Origin of the sequence: Streptomyces sp. 35G-GA-8 (assembly GCF_023534745.1) — a bacterium.
Taxonomy (GTDB): Bacteria; Actinomycetota; Actinomycetes; order Streptomycetales; family Streptomycetaceae; genus Streptomyces.
Genome location: NZ_JAMHJQ010000010.1, coordinates 104,284 through 126,926, shown reverse-complemented (window position 1 = coordinate 126,926; position 22,643 = coordinate 104,284). Strand labels below are relative to the sequence as shown.

The window sequence follows — 22,643 nt, the reverse complement described above, 5'->3', positions numbered from 1 at the left end:
TCAATGAGTGTGTCGTGCCGTAAGTCCCGTGCCTCGGCGTCCCGTTGAGCCCACCGCTGAAGAGGGGTGGCCGAAAAAAACCTTCACGTCACACTCTTGACGCACCCTCGCAACGTCCGTACGTTCCCTGGTCATACGTAGAAGCGGAGTCCCAAGGGTCTCCCACGGTCGAGGTCATACGTATGCGCAATTCTTCCGTGCCCAGCTCAGCCCTCACGAGGAGCCAGGAGTCAGCCATGCCCACGAGAAGAGTCTTTCTAGCGCGCACCGCCGCGGCGGCCCTCGCGATCCCTCTCGGAGCGAGCGCCTGCACGGCTGGTACCGGCGGAGCCGGGGCGGGAGGCACGGGCACACAGGCGCTCGTATTCGGCAAGACCGACGGCGGGACCACCTTCGTCCGCAACTACAACATGTTCGGCCCCGCCACCCAGAAGTCCCCCAACAGCGAGTTGATCTATGAGCCGCTGGCGCGTATCGACTACAGCGACGGTGCGAAGGTCAAGCCGTGGCTGGCCGAGAGCCTGGAGTTCGACGAGGCCGGCACCACCCTCACCGTGAAGCTGCGTGACGATGTGACGTTCTCCGACGGCAAGCCCATGACCGCCGACGACGTGGTCTTCTCCCTGGGCGTTCCTCTCAAGGACCCCGCCTTCAACACCGGTGGCACCACCTACGACCGCGTCACCAAGAAGGACGCCACCACCGTCACCGTCCACTGGCAGCGCCCCGCCTTCAGCGAAGTGGGTCAACTCGCCTCCCCGCAACTGCCCGTCGTGCCGCGGCACATCTGGGACGGCAAGGACCTCAAGAGCTGGGCCAACCCGGACCCGGTGGGCACCGGCCCGTTCGTCCTGGAGCGGTTCGCGCCCCAGCAGGTCACGCTCGGCGCCCGGAGCGACTACTGGGGCGGTCGCTTCGCGCTGAAGCAGCTCAAGATCATCCCGACCAGTGGCGATTCCGTACGGGCCCAACTGCTGCGCGGTGAGGTGGACTGGGCACTCGTGGCCTGGAACGGGGCGGAGCAGGAGTACGTCGGCAAGGACCCCGAGCACCACCTCTACCAGAAGTACGCCACAGGCGGCGCCTACTCACTCTTCTTCAACACCGGCCGGGCCCCCTTCGACAATGTCCATCTGCGGCGGGCGCTCGCGATGACGATTCCGCGCAAGGACATCGTCACCACGCTCCAGCGTCCCGGTACGGAGGCGGGTCCCACCGGGCTGGTCGACGAGATCTACGCCGACGCGATCCTTCCCGAATACCGGCACAAGGTGCAGGAGCTGGACGCCGCTGAAGCGCGGAAGGAACTGGCGCTCAGCGGCTTCGAGGTCAAGGGCGGCGAACTGGTCAAGGACGGCGAGTCCTACGCTCCGAGGCTGTCGTTCAACCAGGACTTCGGCTGGGACCCCTATGCCAACATCATGATCCGCAGCTGGAAGAAGCACCTCGGGATCGAGGTGAAGTCGGTCGGTGCTCCCAGCGCCAATCTCTACGAGCAGCAGCAGACCGGTGACTTCGACCTCACCATCAACTTCACGGGCGGCGCCGGAGTCGCCGGCATCTACAGCGCGCTGAGCAGCCGGGCCTACCGCCCGCTGGGCGAGACGGCCGCCACCAACGTCGGCCGCTGGAAGGACAGGGCCACCGACGCCGCGATCGAGAAGCTGCTGGAAACGAACGATCCGGCGGTGGCGCGGAGCGCCGGGCACGAGCTCCAGAGGATCGTCGCCGAGCAGGTGCCGTACAGCCCCATCTACAACAGTTACTGGTTCATAGCCATCAGCGCGGACCACTGGGCCGGCTGGCCCACCCCCGAGGACTTCGGCTACGTACCGTTCCCGGGCCTGGGCCCCGACACCACGCTCACCCTCCTGAACCTGAAGCAGGCCACCAAGTGACCGCGGCGACCACTGCCACGGAGCCCGCCGCGCCCGCCGCGTCTGCCGTGCGCCGGGCCGTGGCTCCCCGGCGCTGGGGATTCCTGGTGCGCCGGCTCGGCTTCTATCTGGCCGCCGTCTGGTCGGCCATCACCCTGAACTTCTTTCTGCCGCGGCTGATGCCGGGCGACCCGTCCGCCGCGATCGTCGAGAAGCTCCAGCGGGTCAGCGGCCAGCAACTGTCGCCCAGCGCCATGGAGTCGATCCAGAAGGTCTTCGGCGACCCGGACGCCAATCTCGGCCGCCAGTACCTCGACTACCTGGGCCAGTTGGCGCGCTTCGACCTCGGTGTCTCGGTCAGCAACTTCCCCATGCCCGTCAGCGACCTGGTGTGGCAGGGTCTGCCCTGGACCATGCTGCTGGTCGGCACGACCACCGTCATCGCGTTCGTCCTCGGCACCGGCATCGGCGCCGCGGCCGGCTGGAAGGCGGGCGGCCGCTTCGACTCCGTGATCAGCCCGCTCACCACATTCGTCTCGGCCATCCCCTACTTCTGGATGGCGCTCCTGGGGCTGTGGCTCTTCGCCTTCCTGCTGGGCTGGTTCCCGCTGTCCGGTGGATACGACGCCGACCTCCCGATCGGCTTCTCCCCGTCCTTCCTCCTCAGCGTGCTGCACTACGGCGCCCTTCCCGCCGCCACCATCATCTTCTCGGCCTTCGGCGGCTGGCTGCTCGGCATGCGCAACATGACGGTCACCACCGTGCGCGAGGACTACGTCCTGCTCGCCCAGGCCAAGGGCCTGTCCAACCGCAGGGTGATGCTCCGCTACGCGGCCCGCAACGCCGTCCTGCCGAACTTCACGGGCTTCGCCCTCGCCCTCGGCCACGTCGTCGGCGGGGCCCTGCTCACCGAAGTCGTCTTCAACTACCCGGGCATCGGCTATCTGCTCTACACCTCGCTCCAGCAGCGCGACTACCCGGTGATGCAAGGGGTCTTCTTCCTCATCATGCTGACCGTCCTGCTGGCCAACCTGCTGGCCGACTCGGTGTACACCCTGCTCGACCCGCGTATCAGAGAAGGAGGGTGACGGGCAGTGCGCACCGCGTTCCTCGCCAGTTGGAAGGTCCGTGCCGGCCTCGCCATCCTGGCCCTCTTCTGCCTGCTGGCCGTGCTCGGCCCCTGGCTGGCGCAGAGTCTGCTCGGCATCGACCCGCGCGCCAACGACACCAGCGTCATCGCCCAGCCGCCCGGCGGCGCACACCTGCTCGGCACCGACCAGTTCGGCCAGGATGTCCTCGCCCAGGTCATTGCCGGCGCCCGGGGATCGATGTACGTCGGACTGCTCGGCGCGGTGGTCGGCACGGCGATGGCCATCCTGATCGGCGTGCCCGCCGGATACTACGGCGGCCGGGTCGACGCGGCCCTGAACTTTCTGACGAACCTGTTCCTCGTCCTGCCCGTGCTGCCGCTGATCCTGATCGTGGCCGGCTATCTGGAGGGCACGGGACTCACCACCATCGCCCTGATCATCGGCTTCTTCGGCTGGTCCGGCGGCGCCCGCACGCTGCGCGCCCAGGCCCTCAGCATCGCCAACCGCGACTTCGTACGGGCCATGCGCATGCTCGGTGAACGAGGCCGCCGACTGGTCTTCGCCGAAGTGCTGCCCCATCTGACCGGCCTGATCGCGTCCATGTTCCTCCACGCGATGATCGGCGCGGTGATGGCCGAGGCGGGGCTGGCGTTCCTCGGTATCTCCGACTCCTCGGCGATCAGCTGGGGAACGATGATCCAGTCGGCGCAGCAGCAGAGCGCCGTTCTGCGTGGCCTGTGGTGGTGGTTCGTCCCGCCCGGCCTGTGCATCGCCCTGATCGGTACGGCCGCCGCCCTGGTCAACTTCGGCGTCGACGAACTCGCCAACCCGAAGCTACGGGTCGCCCGCACCGCGTCGGTACGGCGCGCAAAGCGGCTCGCACGAGTGGGCGGTGGGGCGTGATGACCGTGTCTCCCGCGCCGCCGCGCCCCCTGACCGTTCCGCCCGGAGGTGGATTCCGATGACCGTACAGGCCGAGCAGCACACGCCGTCCGTGGCCCCCGCCGGGCAGGCCGTCCTCGACGTACGCGGCCTGACCGTCGAGTACGCCACCGACAGCGACCCCGTACGCGCCTGCTCCGACGTCTCCTTCACGCTGCGCCGAGGTGAGATCCTCGGCGTCGCGGGGGAGTCGGGATCGGGCAAGTCCACGCTGATCACCGCCCTGACCCGGCTGCAGCGCCCGCCCGCCGTCACCATCGCCGGGCAGATCCTCTTCCACGGCCGGGACGGCGGGCCGCCCGTCGACCTCGTCACGCTCGACGCCGGGCAGCTGCGCCGCTACCGGTGGACGGCGCTGTCCATCGTGCTGCAGTCCGCGATGGACGCGCTCAATCCGGTGATGCGGATCGGTGCCCAGTTCGCCGACGTCCTGAGGGCTCGCGACCGGTCGATGAGCAAACGGGCCGCCTGGGCACGGGCCGCGGAACTGCTCGCCCTGGTCGGCATCTCGGCGGACCGCTACCGCGACTACCCGCACCAGCTCTCCGGCGGTATGCGCCAGCGCGCCGCCATCGCCCTGGCCCTGGCCTGCCGCCCCGAGCTGGTGGTGATGGACGAGCCGACGACGGCGGTCGACGTGGTGATGCAGCGGCAGATTCTCGCCCAGGTACTGAGGCTGCGAAGGGAGTTGGGATTCTCCGTGGTCTTCGTCACTCACGACCTGTCACTGCTGCTCGAACTGGCGGACCGCATCGCCATCATGTACGCCGGCCGCATCGTCGAGGTGGGCGACGCGGCAACCCTCTACAGCGCCCCGAAACACCCCTACACCCAGGGTCTGCGGGACTCCTTCCCGCCTTTGCGCGCCCCGCTGCGCACCCTGCGCGGCATCCCCGGCATCCCGCCCGACCTGCGCCGCCCACCGGCCGGCTGCCCGTTCCACCCGCGCTGCGCGCGGCGGACGGACGGCTGCGACCAACGGCTGCCGGTCCTGCTGCCGGTGGGACCGCGGCCGGGGCACGAGGCGGCATGCCTGCTCAACGAGACCGGGGCCCGGACCGGGACCGGGAGCCACAGCGCCGAGACGGGAGGCGGAATCCGATGAGCGAGATCCTGCGCGAGAAAGCGCCGGCGGCGGAGGACAAAGCGGAGGAGGCGGAGGAACCGGAGTACATCCTGGAAGCACGGGACGTCTCCAAGCACTTCACCGTCCGCGGTCCGCTCGGCCGTACCTCCGTCGTCCGCGCCGTCGAGGGCGCGACCGTCCGCCTGAAGCCCGGACAGATCCTGGCACTGGTGGGGGAGAGCGGCAGCGGCAAGACCACGCTGGCTCGGATGCTGGCCCGCTTCCACGAACCGACGCGGGGCGAGATCGTGCTGCGGGGCGAGCCCGTGGGCCGCGGCCGGCGGGCACGGCGCGCCTACCACTCCGAGGTGCAGCTGATCTTCCAGGACCCCTTCGGCTCGCTGAATCCGCTGCACCGCGTTCGCTACAACCTCGACCGTGCGCTGCGACTGCACCAGCCGCACCTGAACGCCGCCCTGCGCGAGAGGAGGATCACCGAATTGCTGGAAGGGGTCAGCCTCACCCCGGCCGCCGAGTTCGCGGCGAAGTTCCCGCACGAACTCTCGGGCGGGCAGCGCCAGCGCGCCGTCATCGCCCGGGCGCTCGCCGTGGAGCCCAGGGTGCTGCTCGGGGACGAGCCGATCTCCATGCTGGATGTGTCGATCCGGCTGGAGATGCTCAACCTGCTGCAGCGGTTGCGCACCGAGGACGGCCTCGCGCTGCTGTACGTCACGCACGACATCGCCGGCGCCCGCTATCTGTGCGACGAGATCGCCGTGATGTACGCCGGGCAGATGGTGGAGTCGGGCCCCAAGGAAGAGGTGATCGCCTCCCCGCGGCACCCGTACACCAAACTGCTCATAGAGTCTTCCCCGGACCCCGAGCGCTCAGTGGGGGACCGCGAAACCCTCTTCGCGGGGGCCGACGAGCTGGGTGAGCCGCCCAGCCTGATCGACCCGCCGGCCGGCTGCCGGTTCCACCCCCGCTGCCCGTTCGCGATGCCGGAGTGCCGCGTCGAGGCGCCGCCGCGCACTGAGTTGGGCAACGGGCACTGGGCGACGTGCTGGCTGCACGTCAGGGGCAGGGCCGGGGAACTGGCCGGGACGACACACGCCGCGGCGACCGCCGCCCGGCGCGAGACGCTGCAGGGAGCACCGTGACAGCACGACGGCGTGAGAAGGCGCCCAGCCAGGCGGACGTGGCACGGCTGGCCGGCGTGTCCCAGTCGGCGGTGTCCCGGGTGATCAGTGGCGACGCGGCGACCGCACGGATCCCCGAGGAGACCCGGCAGCGCGTCTTCGAGGCGGTGCGTGAACTGGGTTATGTCGCCAACCCCGCTGCCCGCGCGATGCGCAAACGGCGCAACAACCTCCTGGGCGTGCACACCTTCGAACGTGTCTTCCCGCGCGCACGCGAGGACTTCTACTTCGAATTCCTGCTCGGGGTGGAGGAGCGGGCCGAGGAAACCGGCTTCGACCTGGTCCTGTTCACCTCGACCGGGTCCGGCACCGACGGCGAACGCAAGATCTACAACAACGGCACCAACCGGCTCAATCTGGCCGACGGGAGCATCCTGCTCGGCGTCGCCACCGACCGCGGGGAGCTGGTCCGCCTCTGGTACGAGGGCTACCCCTTCGTCCACATCGGCCGCCGCGAGGTGCCCGGTGCGGAGATCCCGCAGATCATCCCCGACTACCGGTCGGCGAGCGCGCGGATCGTCGACCGGCTCGCGCGCCACGGCCACCGGCGACTCGGCTACGTACGCGACTGGCAGGAGATGGAGCCGTACGAGGACCGCCGCGTCGGGTACGCCGACGCAGTCGAGCGGCTCGGACTGACCGACACCTCGCCGGGTTCCCGCGGCACCGTGGGCCTTGACGGAGCCTGGCTCGACGAGGTGGCGGCCGGCGCGGTGACCGCGATCGTGGTGGAGTCCGTGGGGCTCGCGAATTCCCTGCGCGAGCAACTGGCCGCCCGCGGGCGGAAGATCCCCGACGACGTGTCCGTCGCCGTGCTGGAGGCGGCGCCCGCGGACCTGTCCGGGCAGTGGGACTCCCTGGTGATTCCCCGAGTGGAGATCGGCCGTCTCGCCGTGGACCGGCTGCAGGCCATGCTCGACGACCCCGGGCTGCGGACCGGCAGCCTGCTGGTGCCCTGCCCGCTGATACCCGGCACCACCATCACGGACGCGAACGAGTAGGCCCGAGCACCACGCGACACCGGCCGGCACCACCGGGCAGCTGACACCACCCGGCACCCCGGCGGCTCCGGACCGCGCCGACAGGCGGGTGGCGCCGTCCGCCGGTCCCGGCTGCCCCGAACCCGATGGCCGGCCACCCCGAATACTCCGACCGGCACCACCGGCACAACCGGCAGAAGGAACCCCAGCTCCCATGAGAGAAATGCGAACCGAGGTCCTCGTCATCGGCGGCGGCCTGGGCGGCGTGGCCGCAGCGCTCACCGCCGCCCGGCTCGGCCGGACCGTAGTGCTCACCGAGGCCACCGACTGGCTCGGCGGACAGCTCACCGCACAGGCCGTGCCGCCCGACGAACATCCCTGGATCGAAGGCCCGGCCGCCCCGCCGGGCTACGCCGAACTGCGCCGCCGCGTACGCGACTACTACCGTCGCAACTACCCCCTCGGACCCGATGCCGCACAGGACCCGCTGCTCGACCCCGGCCTCGGCGTCGTGAGCCGGATGTGCCACGAACCGCGCGTGGCCGTGGCCGCCATCGAGGAGATGCTCGCCCCATGGCGGTCCTCCGGCGCGATCACCGTCCTGACCGGGTACGAGCCGGTCGCCGCGCACACCGACGGCGACCGCGTCGATGCGGTCACGCTGACCGATCCGCGCGAGGGACGCGAGATCACCGTCCACGCCGCCTATGTCGCCGACGCCACCGAACTCGGCGAGCTGCTGGAACTGGCCGATGTCGAGCATGTCTTCGGCGCGGAGGGCCGCGACGAGACCGGGGAGCCGCACGCGCCCGAGACCGCCGATCCGCTCGACCAGCAGGCCGTGTCCTGGTGCTTCGCCCTGGAGCACCGGCCAGGCGAGGACCATGTGATCGACCGGCCCGCCGCCTACGACCACTGGCGCACGGCCGTCGCCCCGTTCTGGCCCGGTCCGCAGCTCTCCTTCACGGACGTCGTTCCCATCACCCTCCAGCACCGCACCTGGACGCTGATGGACGCCGACCGAACGCCGGGCGACCATTTCGACCTGTGGCGGTTCCGCCGCATTCTGGCCCGCGAACAGTTCACGCCCGGCGCCTTCGCCTCCGACCTCACCGTGGTCAACTGGCCGCAGATCGACTACTGGGAGGCGCCACTCCTCGGTGTCGACGCCCAGCAGCGACGGAAAGCGCTCGACGCCAGCCGCGACCTCTCGCTGTCCTTTCTGCACTGGCTGCAGACCGAGGCCCCCCGCCCCGACGGCGGCACCGGCTGGCCGGGACTGCGCCTGCGACCCGATGTCACCGGTACCCCGGACGGACTGGCCAAGGCGCCCTATATCCGCGAATCGCGCCGTATCAGAGCCGAGTTCACCGTCGTCGAACAGCATGTGGGCGTCGAGGCCCGGCCGCCGGGCGCCGGCGGCGCGGTGTTCCACGACAGCGTGGGCATCGGCGGCTACCGCATCGACCTGCACCCCAGCACAGCGGGCCGCACCTACATCGACATCGAGTCCTACCCGTTCCAGATTCCGCTGGGCGCCCTGATCCCCGTACGCGTCGACAACCTCCTGCCCGCCAACAAGAACATCGGCACCACACACATCACCAACGGCTGCTACCGGCTGCACCCCGTGGAGTGGGCCATCGGCGAGGCGGTCGGCGCCCTCGCCGGATTCTGCCTCGACCGGGCCCTGCCGCCCCGCAAGGTCCGCTCCGACCAGACCCAACTGGCCGACTACCAGCGGCTGCTCAGCCACACCCTCGGCATCCAACTGGCCTGGCCGGAGGAGATCCGCAGCCGACCGCACCACTACTGACCTACCGCGCACGCCATCGGCCGTCGCCCGACGACCACGTCAGCTCCCGCTCCCCGGTCCCCTGACAACAGGGGCGCGGGTCCGATCCATCCCTGAGAGGAATCCGCCATGAGCGGCCATGACCACGAGTCCCTTATCGGGGAACTCCTGGGCCGGATGACCGTAGAGGAGAAGTTCGGCCAGCTGCAGCAGTTGGCCTGGGCCTGGGACACCGGGCCGGGCGGTGGCGGCACCGAGGCGACCGAGGCCGCCGCCCGCAAGGGCCTGCTCGGCTCGGTGCTCAACGTCGTCGGCGCCGGGGCGAGCAACGCGCTGCAGCGCATCGCCGTCGAGGAATCCCGCCTGGGCATCCCGCTGGTCTTCGGCCTGGACGTGATCCACGGCTACCACACCACGTTCCCGATCCCGCTCGCCCAGGCCGCCGCGTTCGATCCGTCGGTGACCAGGACGGACGCCGAGGTCTCCGCACGTGAGGCCCGCTCCAACGGTATCCACTGGACGTTCTCCCCGATGATGGACGTCACCCGCGAGCCGCGCTGGGGCCGGATCGCCGAGAGCATCGGTGAGGACCCGTATCTGACCACCGCCTACGCCGTGGCCAAGGTACGCGGCTACCAGGGCGACGACCTGACCGCGCCGGACCGGGTCGCCGCCTGCGCCAAGCACTTCGTGGCCTACGGCGGCGCCGAGGGCGGCCGCGACTACAACACCGTCGACGTGTCCGAGCAGCGGCTGCGCAACCTCTACCTGCCCCCGTTCCAGGCTGCCGTCGACGCCGGCGCGGCCACCGTGATGGCCGCGTTCAACACCATCAGCGGCATCCCCGCCCACGCCAACCCGCACACCCTGACCGGCATCCTCAAGGACGCGTGGGGCTTCGACGGCGTCGTGGTCAGCGACTGGACCGGAGTCCTGGAACTGATCGCGCACGGCGGCGCGGCGAACGAGGCCGAGGCGGCACGCCGCTCCCTGACCGCGGGAGTGGACATGGAAATGGTGTCCACCGCCTTCGTCGACCACGGGCGTGACCTGCTCGCCTCCGGGGCGCTGACGCGGGAACGGCTGGACGACGCCGTGGCGCGGGTGCTGCGCCTGAAGCTCCGCCTGGGCCTGTTCGAGCGCCCGTACGTGGAAGAGAGCGCGGCGCTGACCGCCCCGAGTGCCGAGTCGCGGGCGGCGGCGCGCGAGGTCGCCGGGCGCTGCCTGGTGCTGCTGAAGAACGACAACGACGTCCTCCCCCTCGACGCGTCGGACCTGCGTGCGCTGGCGGTCGTCGGCCCCTTCGCCGACTCGGTCGATCTGCTGGGTACGTGGTCCCTGCCCGGCGCGCCGGAGGCGGTCCCCGTGCTGGCCGGTCTACGTGCGGCACTGCCGGACACCGACATCCGCCACGCCGCCGGAGTGTCCCCGGAGGGGCTCGACACCGCCGGCATCGCGGAGGCGGTGGCGGTCGCCGAGGCCGCCGACGCCGTGGTGCTCGTGGTGGGCGAGCCGTCCGCCATCAGCGGGGAGGCGGCCGCGCGCAGCGAACTGGGCCTGCCCGGCGCCCAGGAGCGACTGGTCCGAGCGGTCGCCGGCACCGGCAAGCCCTGCGTGGTGGTGCTGGTCGGCGGACGTCCGCTCACGATCGGCACGTGGGCGGACCAGGTGCCGGCGATCGTCATGGCCTGGCACCCGGGCATCGAGGCCGGCCCCGCCGTCGCGGACGTCCTGACCGGAGCCGTGGTTCCCGGCGGCAAGCTGCCCGTGACGTTCCCTCGCGCGGTCGGCCAGATCCCGTTCTACTACAACCACGAGACCACCGGGCGCCCGTACGACCCCGCCGCGCCCGAGGTGACGTACGTATCGAAGTACCTCGACCTCGCCGCCGGTCCCGAGTTCGCCTTCGGCCACGGGCTGAGCTACACCACCTTCTCGCTGGGCGAACCCCGGTTGAGCCGGGAGCGGATCGGGGTGGCGGAGCTGCGGGCGGGGGCGACGGTGGAGGTGACCGTCCCGGTCCGCAACACCGGTGAACGCGAGGGCGATGAGGTGGTCCAGCTCTACCTCCAGGACCTTGCCGCCACCATCGCCCAGCCCGTTCGCCGGCTGCGCGGCTTCTGCCGCGTCAGGCTGGCGGCGGGGGAGGAGCGGCAGGTCCGCTTCACTCTGGGCGCCGAAGACGTCGGCTACTGGACCAACGATCCGGCGGGCGAGTTCGTCGTGGAGCCGGGCGAGATCCACCTCCACACCGGTAACAGCTCACGGACACAGGCCCGGTGCACGCTCCTGATCACCTGACCGCCTCATCAACCGATCAACCACGAGTCGTCACCTGCGTGCCCGTGCGTCGTCACGGCTCGCAGTGGGGAGGAATCATGAGAGCAGGAATTGTCGCGGCAGCGGTGGCCCAGGGGATGCTGGGCCTGCTCCTGGCGGGTACCGCCACGGGCACCGCACACGCCGCCACCACCACGTACTACGTGTCACCCACCGGCAGTGACAGCAACAGCGGTCTCTCGCCCGACCAGGCATGGAAGTCGGCCGGGAAGGTCAATGGATTCACCTTCCCGCAGGGCAGCGTCGTCTCCTTCCAGGGCGGGCAGACGTTCACCGGCTGCCTGGTCTTCGACGGGGACAACGTCCCCGCGTCCTCGGCATCGACGCCCTTCAAGGTCACCTCCTACGGCACCGGGCAGGCCACTCTCACGTCCAACTGCACCGGGGACTACTCGGCGGCGGTCACCGCGGACAACGTGAGCGGCTTCCAGCTGGTCAATATGAAGCTGGTCAACGGCGGCACGACCGCGGCCGGTGTGCTGTTGCAGAACCAGAAGTCGGCGACGGCGGCCAAGGGCCTGAAGGTGACCGGCTCCGACATCTCCGGCTTCGCCACACCGAGCGGCAGCGGCAGCACCTTCGGCGGGCAGATCATGGTGCTCGGTTACGCGGTGAACGGCAACAGCGGGCCGTTGGACGACGTGCAGATCCTCGACAACAAGCTGCACGGAGCCGCCGTGACCTCGAACGCAGGACCGGGCGTCTACGGCTGGGGCTCGGGGATCAACATCACCAACGTCAGGGTCGAGGGCAACACCGTCTACAACCTCGGCATGGCGGCCCAGAGCACCGGGGCCGCGCTGACCGCGAACGGCTGGAACGGCGCGGTCATCCAGCACAACGTGGTCCACGACATCGGTGCGAACGTGACCTCGTGCGGCGGCGCCAGCGGCATCATGACGTACACCTCCAACGATGTGACGATCCGCCGCAACGAGGTGTACAAGGTGCAGCCGGTTCCGGCCTATACGGCCGGGTGCGACTGGGACGGGATCGACCTCGACGGTGGCACCACGAACTCGGTGGTGGAGTACAACTACACGCACAACAACGCCGGCAGTGGTCTGCTGGCCTACACCTCGACCGTCGGCTCACGGGTGTGGGGACCGAACACCTACCGCTACAACATCTCGGAGAACGACGACTGGGCGAACGCCCAGGGCGGTCTGTTCGACGTGGTGCCCAACGCGCCGAAGAACCCGCTGTCGATCTACGGCAACACCTTCTTCACCAACAAGGACCAGAGCGCGAACAAGAGGACGGGCGCCAGCGCGTGCTTCATGTTCGGCTACACCTCCGGGACCTGGGCCGCCGGTTCGCAGATCAAGGACAACATCTGCCACATGGCCAACAAGGGCACGTACGGCAAGACCGGCCAGCTCTACTACAACCCGTACGGACAGACCGGCATGACGCTGTCGAACAACCTGTACTACGGGACGAACACCGGTGGTTGGCGCTGGAGCGGCACCACCTACAGCGATTTCGCCGCGTGGCAGGCGGCCGGCCTGGAGTCGGGCGCGGTGTGGGGCGATCCCCTGTTCACGTCGCCCGGCGCGGGCGGCACCTGCTCGTGGTCGCCGGACTCGGGCACCGGACCGCAGCCGTGCCCACAGGCGTACACCCTCAAGTCCGGCTCACCGGCGCTCGGCGCGGGCACGGCGGTGTCCGGCAACGGCGGGATCGACTATTACGGGACCCCCATTCCCGGCAAGCCGAACATCGGGGCTGACGCAGGCTAGAGCCGCGACGAAGTAGATGTTCTCGCGGTGGGCGGTGTCGCGTTTCTCTTACCGCCTTTCGTCGAAGCCGGGTGGCCGTCCGCCTTGTGTTCCTTTGCACGGGCGGGCGGCCCAAGGTTGCCCCCCCAAGAGTCCCATCGCGTCCTATCGCGTCCCATCGGACAGTGAGGTGAGTGAGGTACCCATGAAGATTCGTCTGTTTCTGGCTGTCGGCGCGCTCGTCCTGAGCGCCGTTCCTGGCATGGCGTCCGCGGCGACCGGCCACGATTCCACCGGAGCAGCGGCAGGGAGTTCCTTGGCAGGGGATCCCTTGGCCGCGCAACCAGTCCTGCTCAACCAAAGCGGCTTCGGCCTCGGCGAGTCCAAACGGTTCACCGCGCCGCGGGCCGAGGACGGTGCGACGTTCACCATCACCGACGTATCCGGGAAGGTCCGGTACCGGGGCAAAGTCAAAGGCAATATAGGGGATTTCACCGGGTTCAACCCGCGCGACACAGGGGACTTCGCCGTCACCGTCACCGCGGCGGCCGGCACGGGAACATCGGTTCCCTTCGGGATCGGCGCGTACTGGACAGACCGTGTGTCCTACCAGCGCGCCATCGAGTTCATGGCGGGCAGCCGGTGCTACTTCGGTGACTACACGCGCAAGACGGTCGATCCTGTCAGCGACGAGTACGGCGCACGCGACTGCATGAAGGCAGTGGCCTGGCGCGACGCGGCGCAGTACTCAAGGGAGATCCAATCGCTCATCGACATGTACTTGGCCAACCCGAGCGCGTTCGACCGGATCCGTGTGGGCGCCGACTACCAGGGCCTGCCGGTGGCACTGCCGGAAGGCACCCCGGACGTGGTGCGACTCATCTACTGGGGAGTTGAGCTGCTCCTTCAGGAGAAGGCCAACGATCCGCAGTTCAAGGAGCAGTTGGCCGCGTTCGTCTACGCCTATCCGCAGCTCAGCACGTACATTCCCGAATCCGTGTACCGGCGTGCGTCCGATCATCTCTTCGCCTCCTGGGGTGATGCCGATCGTGATCGGTACCACTGGCAGGCCTTCACTCCCCACACCGGCGACCTGTTCCAGGTGTACACGCAGGTGGGGACCGGTAAGGGGGAGCTCGCACCAGGGCACTCGGTGTGGCCGAACCTGATGATGCACGAGGTGGCCGAGCGCGAAGGCCGCGATGATGCCGACCGTTATCTGCGGGCCGCCCAGAACCAGGCTGCCTGGTTGATCGACAATCTGGACCTTGAGGATCCACGCGTCACCAAGGGACAGCGGCAGAGTGAATCCGTGCTGGTCACCGGCCTGGTGCAGTTCGCCGAAACGTATCCGGACAAGGCTCCCCCTGGCATCAGGCAGTTCGTCAGGGACTGGGCTCGCCTCGCCGTCGACCGCTCGGACAATCTGTGGGACTTCCGCCGGTACTCCGACGACCGTTGGACCATTCCGGCCTTCAGCGGCGGCGGCGCCGACGACCCCAACGAGGTGGGAAACGTGGCCGGCTTCCCCGCGTCCGCACTCGCTGCCGCGAAGCTGTTGGGTCACGATCCGCTGGCCGCTCGACTCCGCGAGATCGCCACCGCTCAGGTGGACAACATCTTCGGCCGCAACCCCACCGGGCGGCACGCCTCGTACGACGCGCCCAGCGAGGAAGGGGGATTCGAGGGCGTGGAGAACGGATGGTTCTCCGAATACTACGGCGGCGCGGGACTGCTGGAAGGTGTCTCCGGTGTGCTCGACGGGAGCCCCAAGAACGGGCACTATCCTTTCCATCCCGAGCAGGGCAACATCGGTCACACCGAGGGCTGGGTCGCCTTCAACACCGCGTGGAACGAATCACTGGCCTGGCGGGCGGCCGACCGGACAAAGCTCAAGGCCGGCACCCAGGGTGATGTCCCGGCGCGTGTGGTGCGGGCGGATGCCAAGGTGCGCGTCGACCTGGAAGCGCCTCTGAATCTCGACGCGGACGCCCTCGGCCAAGGCACAGTCGATGTGCGCGTGGGCGACCGCACCACCCAGCGGCTGACCGTCACACAGACAGCGAAGAACGCGAAGACGTTCAGCGCCACCCTCGACCTCGCCGCATCGGGTGCCAGACCTCGCGATTCCGTCACCGTGACATATGGACATGGCCCATTCGCAGTGTCGTACTCCTTCACGGTGGCCAACACGCCATCGATGCCCGCCGACTGACGCCAAGGGCCCGAACGCGACTCAGCGGGTTAGCGGGTCAGCGGGTCAGCGCGAAGCCGGCGAGCAAGACGGCGATCACGCAGACGGCGAGAAAGACCTGGTGCCGGCGCGGGACCTTGATGGTGTCCGTGGCCTCACCTCTGCGCCAGCGCTCAAGCACCTCTTTGAACAGCTTCCGCTGGGGGAGCAGGCCAAGTGTCAGGCCGATGTGGGCGCACGAGTACATGACGAGCGCCCCGGTCAGGTCGATGCCCTTCAACCGGCAGACGACGACCAGGACCCCACCGCAGATGACCATGATCACCGGATAGGCGATACGGAACTTCCGGAGCGGAATCCAGCTGCCCAGGAGGCAGCTGGACAGGGCAGTGGACGCCGCGGCCAGCAGCCACAGCCATCCGATCGGCAGGGACGTGAGCATGGGGCCCTTCTGCGCCGGGGCGGGGGACCGGCCTGATGTGCCGGCCCCCCGCCGGCTGGATCAACGGTCGGCGGTCATCAGGTGATCAGCGGTCATGGGGCGATCAGCGGACATTGGGTGATCAGCGGTCATTGGTGATCATCCGAACAGGGACGTCAGCGTACCGGTGATGGGCGAGATGATGTCGCTGCCGAGCTGCGTGGCCCGCTTGGCGATGGGCGACACCACGCCGTCCAGTGTGGCCCCGATCCACTTGGACTGGCCGAACGTGAGCAGCCCCAGGCTGGTTCCGACGAGGGAGCCCGCGAACTCGGAGCTGCCGAAGCCGTACTCAATGCCCGTGAACAGCGTGCTGAGTGCGGCCGACCCCACGGAGACCCAGCCGAGGATCCCCGCCGCTCCGGCGACGAACGGTGCGAACGGGCCGGTCCACGGGGCGGCGAAGGCAAGTCCCGCGGCGAGGAATCCGGAGCCGATGCTGATCCAGTTGAACGCGTCGGCGTAGAACTGCGCGTCGTTCCACCACTCGTCCTTGTCGCCCTCGCTGCCACCCGAGTTGGTCTTGTCGTGCGTCGGGCTGTCGGCCGGGTTCCTTCCCTCCTCCTTTGCCCGCCGCGCCGCCTCGGCGGCCTGGCGTGCGGCCTCCGCCGCCTCCGCCTTGCGCTTCTCCGAGACGATGCGGCGGGCGTCGGTGGCCGCCGCCGCGGCCGTCCTCGCGTCCTGGCCCGCGGCGATCGCCGACTGGCGCGCGCTGTTCGCCGAGGCCTGGGCGCTGTAGGAGGAGCGCAGGGCGCTGCGGGCCGAGTCGATGGCCCGGTTCGCCGAGTAGTTGGCCGCACGGCTCGCCTTACGGGCCGTATTCGCCGCGGACTTCGCCCGGTCCGCGGACGCCTGGGCGGCCTGGGCGGACTTGTCCGCGTCGTCGGCGTTCTGCCTGGCCTGCGTGGCGTACGTGTCGGCCTGCTTCGCCGAGGCGAGCGCCTTGTCCGCCCATTCCTTGGCCTGGTCCGCCGCGTTGCGCGCCTCCGCGGCGGCCTTCGACGCGAGTTGCGCGTTCTCCTGCGCCTTGTAGGCGATCTTCGCGGCAGCGGCGATCGCACCGCGGATCGCGGCGATGTGCGAGGCCGAGTCGTGGTCGAGCTGAGCCGCCTTGTACTGCACGAGGTTGATGAAGTTCCGGCGCATCCACGTCGGGCCCTCCAAGGCGACTTCCGCGTACGCCTTGGTGTAGATGCCCACGGAGTTGAGCAGCGCGGCGGTGGCGACCCCGTCGTCGTCCCGTACCGCCTCGGGGTAGGTGTGGTCGAAGAAGCTCCTCAGCGCCTGCGGGGTGTTCGCGTCGAGCGCGGCGTTGGCCGCGGTCCTGACGGCCGAGCCGGGACCGGTGGAGAGGATGGCGGCGATGCTGACGCGGTTGTCCTCGGCCACGGCCTCGATCAGCCCGTCGGTCAGGAATGCCTTGACGGCGCCGGTGGCCTCGCTCGTCAGCGCCGCGTGCACGGCCGTTCCGACATTGGCGGACGCGACCTCCGCGAGGTGAAGGGCCGTCTCCCGGTCGTCCTGGTCCTCGGCGAGGGCCCGGTCGGTGTCGATCCAGGCGTGGACATCCGCATCCGCACCGGCCAGCGCGAACTGGGCGGCCTCCCGCGACCAGGAGCCCTTCGAGGCCGCCATGCCCAGGCCCGCTTTGCGGCCCAGCGTGGCGGCCAGCGCGAGATTTCCGTCCGCCAGCGCCTTCTCGGCGCTCGCGATCTGGTCCTTGAGGGTCCCTGCGGTCTGCTGCTCCTGCGTGCGCAGGTTCGCCAGTGCGGCCCGCTCCTCCTCTTCCAGCTGTGCGAGCAGCTTGGCCTCCGCCAAGCCGTCCTGCTTGTCCTCCTCCAGACGCGCCGACTCCGCGTCGCGGGCCGCCTGTTCCACTGCCCTGGCATCCTCGACGGCCTTGGTGGCGGTGTTGGCGGCCTTGATCGCCTCGGCCGCATGTGCGGTGGACTTGTTGGCATAGTCGATGGCCTGCCCCGCGTACTTGACCGCTTCCTCGGCCGCGTCGGCTGCCTTGTCGGCGTGCGCCGCCGCGGAGTTGGCGGCATCGCGTGCGGTGCGCGCGGCGGACGCGGCCTGGTTGGCGAGTGCCTGTGCGGTGGAGGCGGCGTTGGTGGCGCGGTTCGCGGCGCTGTTCGCGATCGCGGCCTGGCGCTTGGCCTCCGCGGCCTCGGACTGGGCGACGCCCGCCGCGGTGGCCGCCTGCGCCGAGGCGTTGGCGGCGGCGGCCGCGTTGCGGGCGGCGGACGCGGCGGCGGATCCGGCACCGGCCGCCTGGGAGGCCGCGGTGGCCGCGTAGTCGGCGGCCTTGGCCGCCGTACGGGCACGCGCGGCGCCGTTGCGCGCCGCGACGGCGGCGTTCTTCGCCGCGTTGGCCTTGGAAGCGTCCTTGGAGGCGGCGATCGCCGCGTTGTAGGCCAGAGACGCGGCGTTGCCCGCGGTGGCGGCGGCCTGCGAGGCGGCGGTCGCGGCGAACGAGGCGCGGCGCGAGGCCGCGACCGCGGACTGGGAGGCGCTGATGGCGTTGCGGGCGGCCTTCGCGGCTCCCTGAGCGGCGCTCGCGGCCTTGCGGGCCGCCGCACCGGACTTCGCCACGTCGTCCTTGGCCGCCTCGGCCTCGGCCGCGGCCTTCTCGGCCGCCTCCTTCGCCTTCTCCGCAGCGGTTTTGGCCCGCTCGGAGGCCTCGACGGCGAGGTCGGTCTCTTCTTGTGCGCGCTTGCCCTCGTGCTCCACGACGGCGACCAGTTCCTCGATCGTCGCGGCCTCTTGGTCGCGGGCGCGCGCGATGTGCTGCCCGGTGTTGAGGAACCACTCCACCTCTTGGCGACCGCCGCTGAGCGCGCGGTCCGCGTACTTCTGCACCTCCGGGCCGGCGGACATCAGCATGGTGGCGGTCTCCACCCGCTGGTCCTCCTCGCGGGCGTCGAACCGGCCCGTGGACAGGAAGTCCGCGAGGGCCTGTTCGGTGCCGGCGTCCAGGGCCGCGGACGCCTCACGCTTGACCCCCTTGCCGCCGGTGGCCGAGACCGTGGAAGTGGCCACTTGCAGGTCTTCCAGCAGGGCGGATCTGAAGCCGCCGCCGAGGAAGGCGGCCACCGTGCTGTCCCCGCCGTCCAGAGCCGCGGACGCCTCACGCCGCACCCCCACACCGGATCTGGCGAGATAGGTGGCGACCGCGACGCGATTGTCCTCCGCCGTCACGGTCGGGAGCGTTGTGGCGAGGAACGTCTGGATGTCCGTGTCCGTGCCGTACAGCGCGTATTCCGCGGCGGCCTTGGTCGCCTTGCCGCCCGTCAGCCACGCCTTGACGACCTTCGCCCGCTCGGTGCCCGGCAGCTCGAACGGATTCGGCGGTTCATCCGCCGCCGCTGTCGTGGCGCGGGCCAGCGGGGCCAGAGTCAAGGGCGTGGCGGCGGCGGCCGTGACGGCGGCGAGGGTGCCGAGCAGGCGTCGCCGGCTCCAGAACACTGTCTCCATAGGAAGTCTTCCTCCAGGTAAGTGCCGTGTGGCATTCGACGGATATCAGTCGTGACCCGACCGCCTAGCCATTCATATTTCTTGGGGACCGTCAATTGTCGCTGGACAAAGGAAGGTTAATCGGACACCCGGAGTCCTCTTTGGTCGCCTGCCGAGGAAACGCTCAGCTTTCCCTCGAATCCCTCCCGAATCCCCATCGGGTGGAAATATTCGCGCCACGTGAACTGTTCAATTGATCAACACAAATTCTCCATATATGGCAACGCAACCTTCCGGGAGGGTGACGGGAGTCACTGCCTGCATACAACTTGCGTCCGGTTTCAGCTGGTTGAAGATGTGGACAGGTCGTCGAGTGAGCGGATTGCATGGAGAAGTGAGCGGCTCCCGTAAAGGACGTGGAAGCCGCCTCTCCTTTGCGCGTCACGGCGAAATGGAGACCCTCGTCGCGTTTCGTCGCCGTGAGTCTCCGCTGGCCTGACGTGTCATCGGAGCGCCGTCCCCACCTTTATGAGGTGTTCCGCCCGGGGGGACGGAACCGACGAATATTGGAGCGCGATGAAGGCCCGTACCGAATCTTCGGAATTCACGGACAACAAGCAGAAGAAGAGATTTCTCGTGCGCACCCTCGCCGCCGCGACGGCGGGCGGCGCCCTGGCGTGGGCGGCCCTGTCGGGCGCGCTCACCGGCGTCGCTCCCGCCCCGACCGGTGCCACGTCGACGGTCGCCGACGGCGCGCCCGGCTACGCGGTCGAGGACTTCAATTACCCCAACGCGGACAAGATCCTGGCCGAGCAGAACATCGTGCTCAAGCGCGGCGACGGGCACATCACACTGGTGGACTGCACCAGCGGCACGGGCTTCATCGAGGTCCTGGCACGGCGGCACTCCGGCAAGGTGTGCTTCAAGGTCGTGGGCAACTCCGGCTGGCTGACTCTGGAGATCCCCGCGGTCTACTCGATGAAGGGCAACGACTACACCACCGAGGTCGACATGACCGCGGGTACCGAGAAGAGGTCCTTCGACCTGGACAAGAACACCTGGACCGCGGTCGGTGAGAGCGATGACGAGCAGGGCCGTGAGCACATGCTCGTGGAGATCCGCTCCGCCAAGTAGCCGTCGGACAGCAGGAACAGAGGACACGACCTTCATGCACTCCATCAGACGCCCTCGCCTCGGCGCGCTCGGCGCGGTCTTGGCGGCCGGGGCGCTCGCGGTGTCCGCGACGCCCTCCGCCGCCGTGACGGGACCCGCCTCCCCGTCCGGCGACACCACTCATGCCTACGCCGCCCAGTTGATCGTCGGCGACCACGACCGCGGCTGTTCCGGCGTCCTGGTCGACGCCGAATGGCTGCTCACCGCGGCCGGCTGCTTCGCCGCCGACCCGGCCACCAGCCTCGCGGTGCCCGCGGGCAAGCCGCAGCTGAAGACCATCGCGACCATCGGCCGCTCCGATCTGACGAGCACCACCGCGGGGGCGGTGCGCGAGGTCGTCGAGCTCCAGCCCCGCACCGACCGCGACGTGGTCCTGGCCCGGCTGAGCCGTCCGGTCACCAACGTCACCCCCATCACCCTGGCCACCGCCGCGCCCACCGCGGGCGAGGAACTGAGGTTCGCCGGGTATGGCCGCAGCGCGACCGAGTGGGCGCCGCTGAACCTGCACACCGGCGGGTTCTCGGTGGACGCCGCCGATGCCACCACCGCAACGGTCACCGGCAAGGACGGCGTGGCCGCGTGCATGGGCGACAGCGGTGGCCCGATGGTCCGCGTCTCGGGCGGCGCGCACCAGCTGGCCGCCCTCAGCAGCCAGTCGTACCAGGGTGGTTGCTACGGCATCGACGAGGCCGTGACCAGTACCGGCGGCATCGCCGCCCGCGTCGACGACCTGGGTGCCTGGGTGGCCTCCAAGACCAGTGCGGCCCGCATCACCGACTTCAACTGCGACGGCGCCGAGGACATCGCGGTCGGTGACCCGAAGGCGTCCGTGAACGGCCTGTCGCAAGCCGGCCTGCTCAAGGTCGTCTACGGCGCGGGCAAGGGCAGCGAGACGATCCACCAGGACCTGTCCTACGTGCCCGGCGAAGCCGAGGCGGACGACGAGTTCGGCGGCGAGTTGGCCGTGGTCGACTACGACGAGGACGGCTGCACCGACTTGGCGGTGGGCATCCCCCTGGAGGACGTCGAGACGACGGCGGACGCCGGCTGGGTGACCGTCCTCTACGGCTCCCCGGCCGGACTGGGCAAGGGCAAGGCCGCGCTCAACCTCCAGCAGGGCACCGGCACGGGCGCGCTCAAGGAGCGGGCGTCCGAGGCGGGCGACCGGATGGGCGCCGCGCTGGCCGCCGGCCGGACCGCCGCCGGTGAGCCGTACCTCCTGATCGGGGCGCCCGGCAAGAACCTGAAGGGTTACCACGACGCGGGCCTGGCCTACTACCTGCGGGGTTCCACCAGCGTCTCGTTCCATCAGGACTCCCCGGGCATCGTGGGCGTCATCAGCGAAGGCGACGAGTTCGGCGCCTCCGTCGCGGGCTCCCCGAACCACATCGCGGTCGGCTCCCCGGGCGAGACGGTCGGCACCAGCGCCGACGCGGGCATGGTGGCGATCCTCAAACACGAGGTGAACGCGGACGGCGTCCCCGCCCCGGTGGCGAGCGTCAACCAGGACTCGACCGGCATCAGCGACGCGAGCGAGCCCGGCGACCGGTTCGCCTCGTCGCTCTCGATGGTCGCGTACCGTCCCTCCGGCGCCACCGCCGCGACCGACTCTGTCCTCGCCATCGGCACGCCCGGTGAGACGCTCTGGGTCGGCACCAACTCCTTCCCGCAGGCGGGGCAGGTGACCACCGTCCGGGTGACCGGGGCCGGCGCGGTCAGTGAACTGGCCACCATCCATCAGGGAATCGAGGGCGTGAACGGCGCCTCCGCCTCCGGTGACGGATTCGGCACGCGGGTGGTCGCCGTCAACACCGCGCCGAACGCGGTCGGCACCGCCTCGACCATGCTGCTGGCGGTCGGCGTACCCGGAAAGGACATCGGCACGGCAACCGACGCGGGCTTCGTGCAGACCTTCTCACTTCTGGGAGCCCCGGGCGACTCCGACCACTGGATCGAGGCGGGTAACGACCGTGGTGTGCCCGGCACTCCGGGCGCGTCACAACTCATGGGCAACTACCTGAACGGCACGGGTACACACCTGTGGATCGGTATGCCGCACGGTCCCGCCGACCGGGGCGCCATCCACGGCATTCCGTGGTCGAACGCCATGGGCGGCACGGGCGGGACGGTCATCACCCACCAGCCCGGCCTGAACGGTCTGCCGCTGACAGGCAAGGCGTTCGGCATGGCGATCCGCTGATACGCACGACGTAGGTGCCCCGGAGCGGACCTTTCCCTCCGGGGCCACCCCCTCGCCTCCGGGGTCCCTCAGGGCGTTGGTGCGGGCACGAGGGAAGACCACCACGTAGCGCCCGCACACCGCCCTCG

14 protein-coding genes are annotated in these 22,643 nt (G+C 69.8%); 12 read left to right on the top strand and 2 right to left on the bottom strand.

The genetic code is table 11. The annotated features are described in order from the left end of the window. The first annotated feature begins 236 nt into the window (after positions 1-236). The 10 genes from M1203_RS23765 (at position 237) to M1203_RS23720 (ending at position 15,226) form a co-directional block, all read left to right on the top strand. On the top strand, positions 237-1,898 hold the full coding sequence (locus tag M1203_RS23765) for an ABC transporter substrate-binding protein (protein WP_249951806.1): 1,662 nt from the start codon (positions 237-239) through the stop codon (positions 1,896-1,898). Positions 1,899-1,945: 47 nt separating this feature from the next. Next, positions 1,946-2,965 (top strand): ABC transporter permease, encoded by a 1,020-nt coding sequence (locus M1203_RS23760; protein WP_374403901.1) that lies wholly within the window; start codon positions 1,946-1,948, stop codon positions 2,963-2,965. A gap of 6 nt (positions 2,966-2,971) precedes the next feature. Next, positions 2,972-3,871, top strand: a complete 900-nt coding sequence (locus tag M1203_RS23755; protein ID WP_249951805.1) for an ABC transporter permease — start codon at positions 2,972-2,974, stop codon at positions 3,869-3,871. Positions 3,872-3,929: 58 nt separating this feature from the next. Further along, on the top strand, positions 3,930-5,015 hold the full coding sequence (locus M1203_RS23750) for an ABC transporter ATP-binding protein (RefSeq protein ID WP_249951804.1): 1,086 nt from the start codon (positions 3,930-3,932) through the stop codon (positions 5,013-5,015). Next, positions 5,012-6,136, top strand: coding sequence for an ABC transporter ATP-binding protein (locus tag M1203_RS23745; RefSeq protein ID WP_249951803.1), 1,125 nt, complete (start codon positions 5,012-5,014; stop codon positions 6,134-6,136). Before M1203_RS23750 ends, M1203_RS23745 begins: the two co-directional genes overlap by 4 nt. Then, the gene (locus M1203_RS23740; protein WP_249951802.1) at positions 6,133-7,176 is read left to right on the top strand and encodes a LacI family DNA-binding transcriptional regulator; all 1,044 of its coding nucleotides are present in this window, start codon (positions 6,133-6,135) and stop codon (positions 7,174-7,176) included. Before M1203_RS23745 ends, M1203_RS23740 begins: the two co-directional genes overlap by 4 nt. A 202-nt stretch (positions 7,177-7,378) precedes the next feature. Next, positions 7,379-8,971 carry an FAD-dependent oxidoreductase gene (locus M1203_RS23735; protein ID WP_249952009.1) on the top strand — a complete coding sequence of 531 codons (1,593 nt, stop codon included), beginning with the start codon at positions 7,379-7,381 and terminating at the stop codon, positions 8,969-8,971. Positions 8,972-9,079: 108 nt separating this feature from the next. Beyond that, on the top strand, positions 9,080-11,251 hold the full coding sequence (locus M1203_RS23730; protein ID WP_249951801.1) for a glycoside hydrolase family 3 N-terminal domain-containing protein: 2,172 nt from the start codon (positions 9,080-9,082) through the stop codon (positions 11,249-11,251). A gap of 77 nt (positions 11,252-11,328) precedes the next feature. Continuing rightward, positions 11,329-13,032 carry a right-handed parallel beta-helix repeat-containing protein gene (locus tag M1203_RS23725; protein ID WP_249951800.1) on the top strand — a complete coding sequence of 568 codons (1,704 nt, stop codon included), beginning with the start codon at positions 11,329-11,331 and terminating at the stop codon, positions 13,030-13,032. Between the two features lie 184 nt (positions 13,033-13,216). Further along, positions 13,217-15,226, top strand: a complete 2,010-nt coding sequence (locus M1203_RS23720; protein WP_249951799.1) for a hypothetical protein — start codon at positions 13,217-13,219, stop codon at positions 15,224-15,226. A 37-nt stretch (positions 15,227-15,263) separates the two neighbouring features. Here the strand turns inward: M1203_RS23720 and M1203_RS23715 are convergent, their stop codons facing one another. Together M1203_RS23715 and M1203_RS23710 are read right to left on the bottom strand one after the other, a co-directional pair. After that, the gene (locus tag M1203_RS23715) at positions 15,264-15,647 is read right to left on the bottom strand and encodes a hypothetical protein (protein ID WP_249951798.1); all 384 of its coding nucleotides are present in this window, start codon (positions 15,645-15,647) and stop codon (positions 15,264-15,266) included. A 138-nt stretch (positions 15,648-15,785) separates the two neighbouring features. Further along, positions 15,786-19,163, bottom strand: coding sequence for an ALF repeat-containing protein (locus tag M1203_RS23710; protein WP_249951797.1), 3,378 nt, complete (start codon positions 19,161-19,163; stop codon positions 15,786-15,788). A 555-nt stretch (positions 19,164-19,718) separates the two neighbouring features. Between M1203_RS23710 and M1203_RS23705 the strand changes: the two genes are divergently transcribed. Then, positions 19,719-20,276: a hypothetical protein gene (locus tag M1203_RS23705; protein WP_249951796.1), complete on the top strand. Its 558-nt coding sequence runs from the start codon at positions 19,719-19,721 to the stop codon at positions 20,274-20,276. A gap of 34 nt (positions 20,277-20,310) precedes the next feature. Further along, the gene (locus M1203_RS23700; protein ID WP_249951795.1) at positions 20,311-22,515 is read left to right on the top strand and encodes a S1 family peptidase; all 2,205 of its coding nucleotides are present in this window, start codon (positions 20,311-20,313) and stop codon (positions 22,513-22,515) included. Positions 22,516-22,643: the final 128 nt, after the last annotated feature.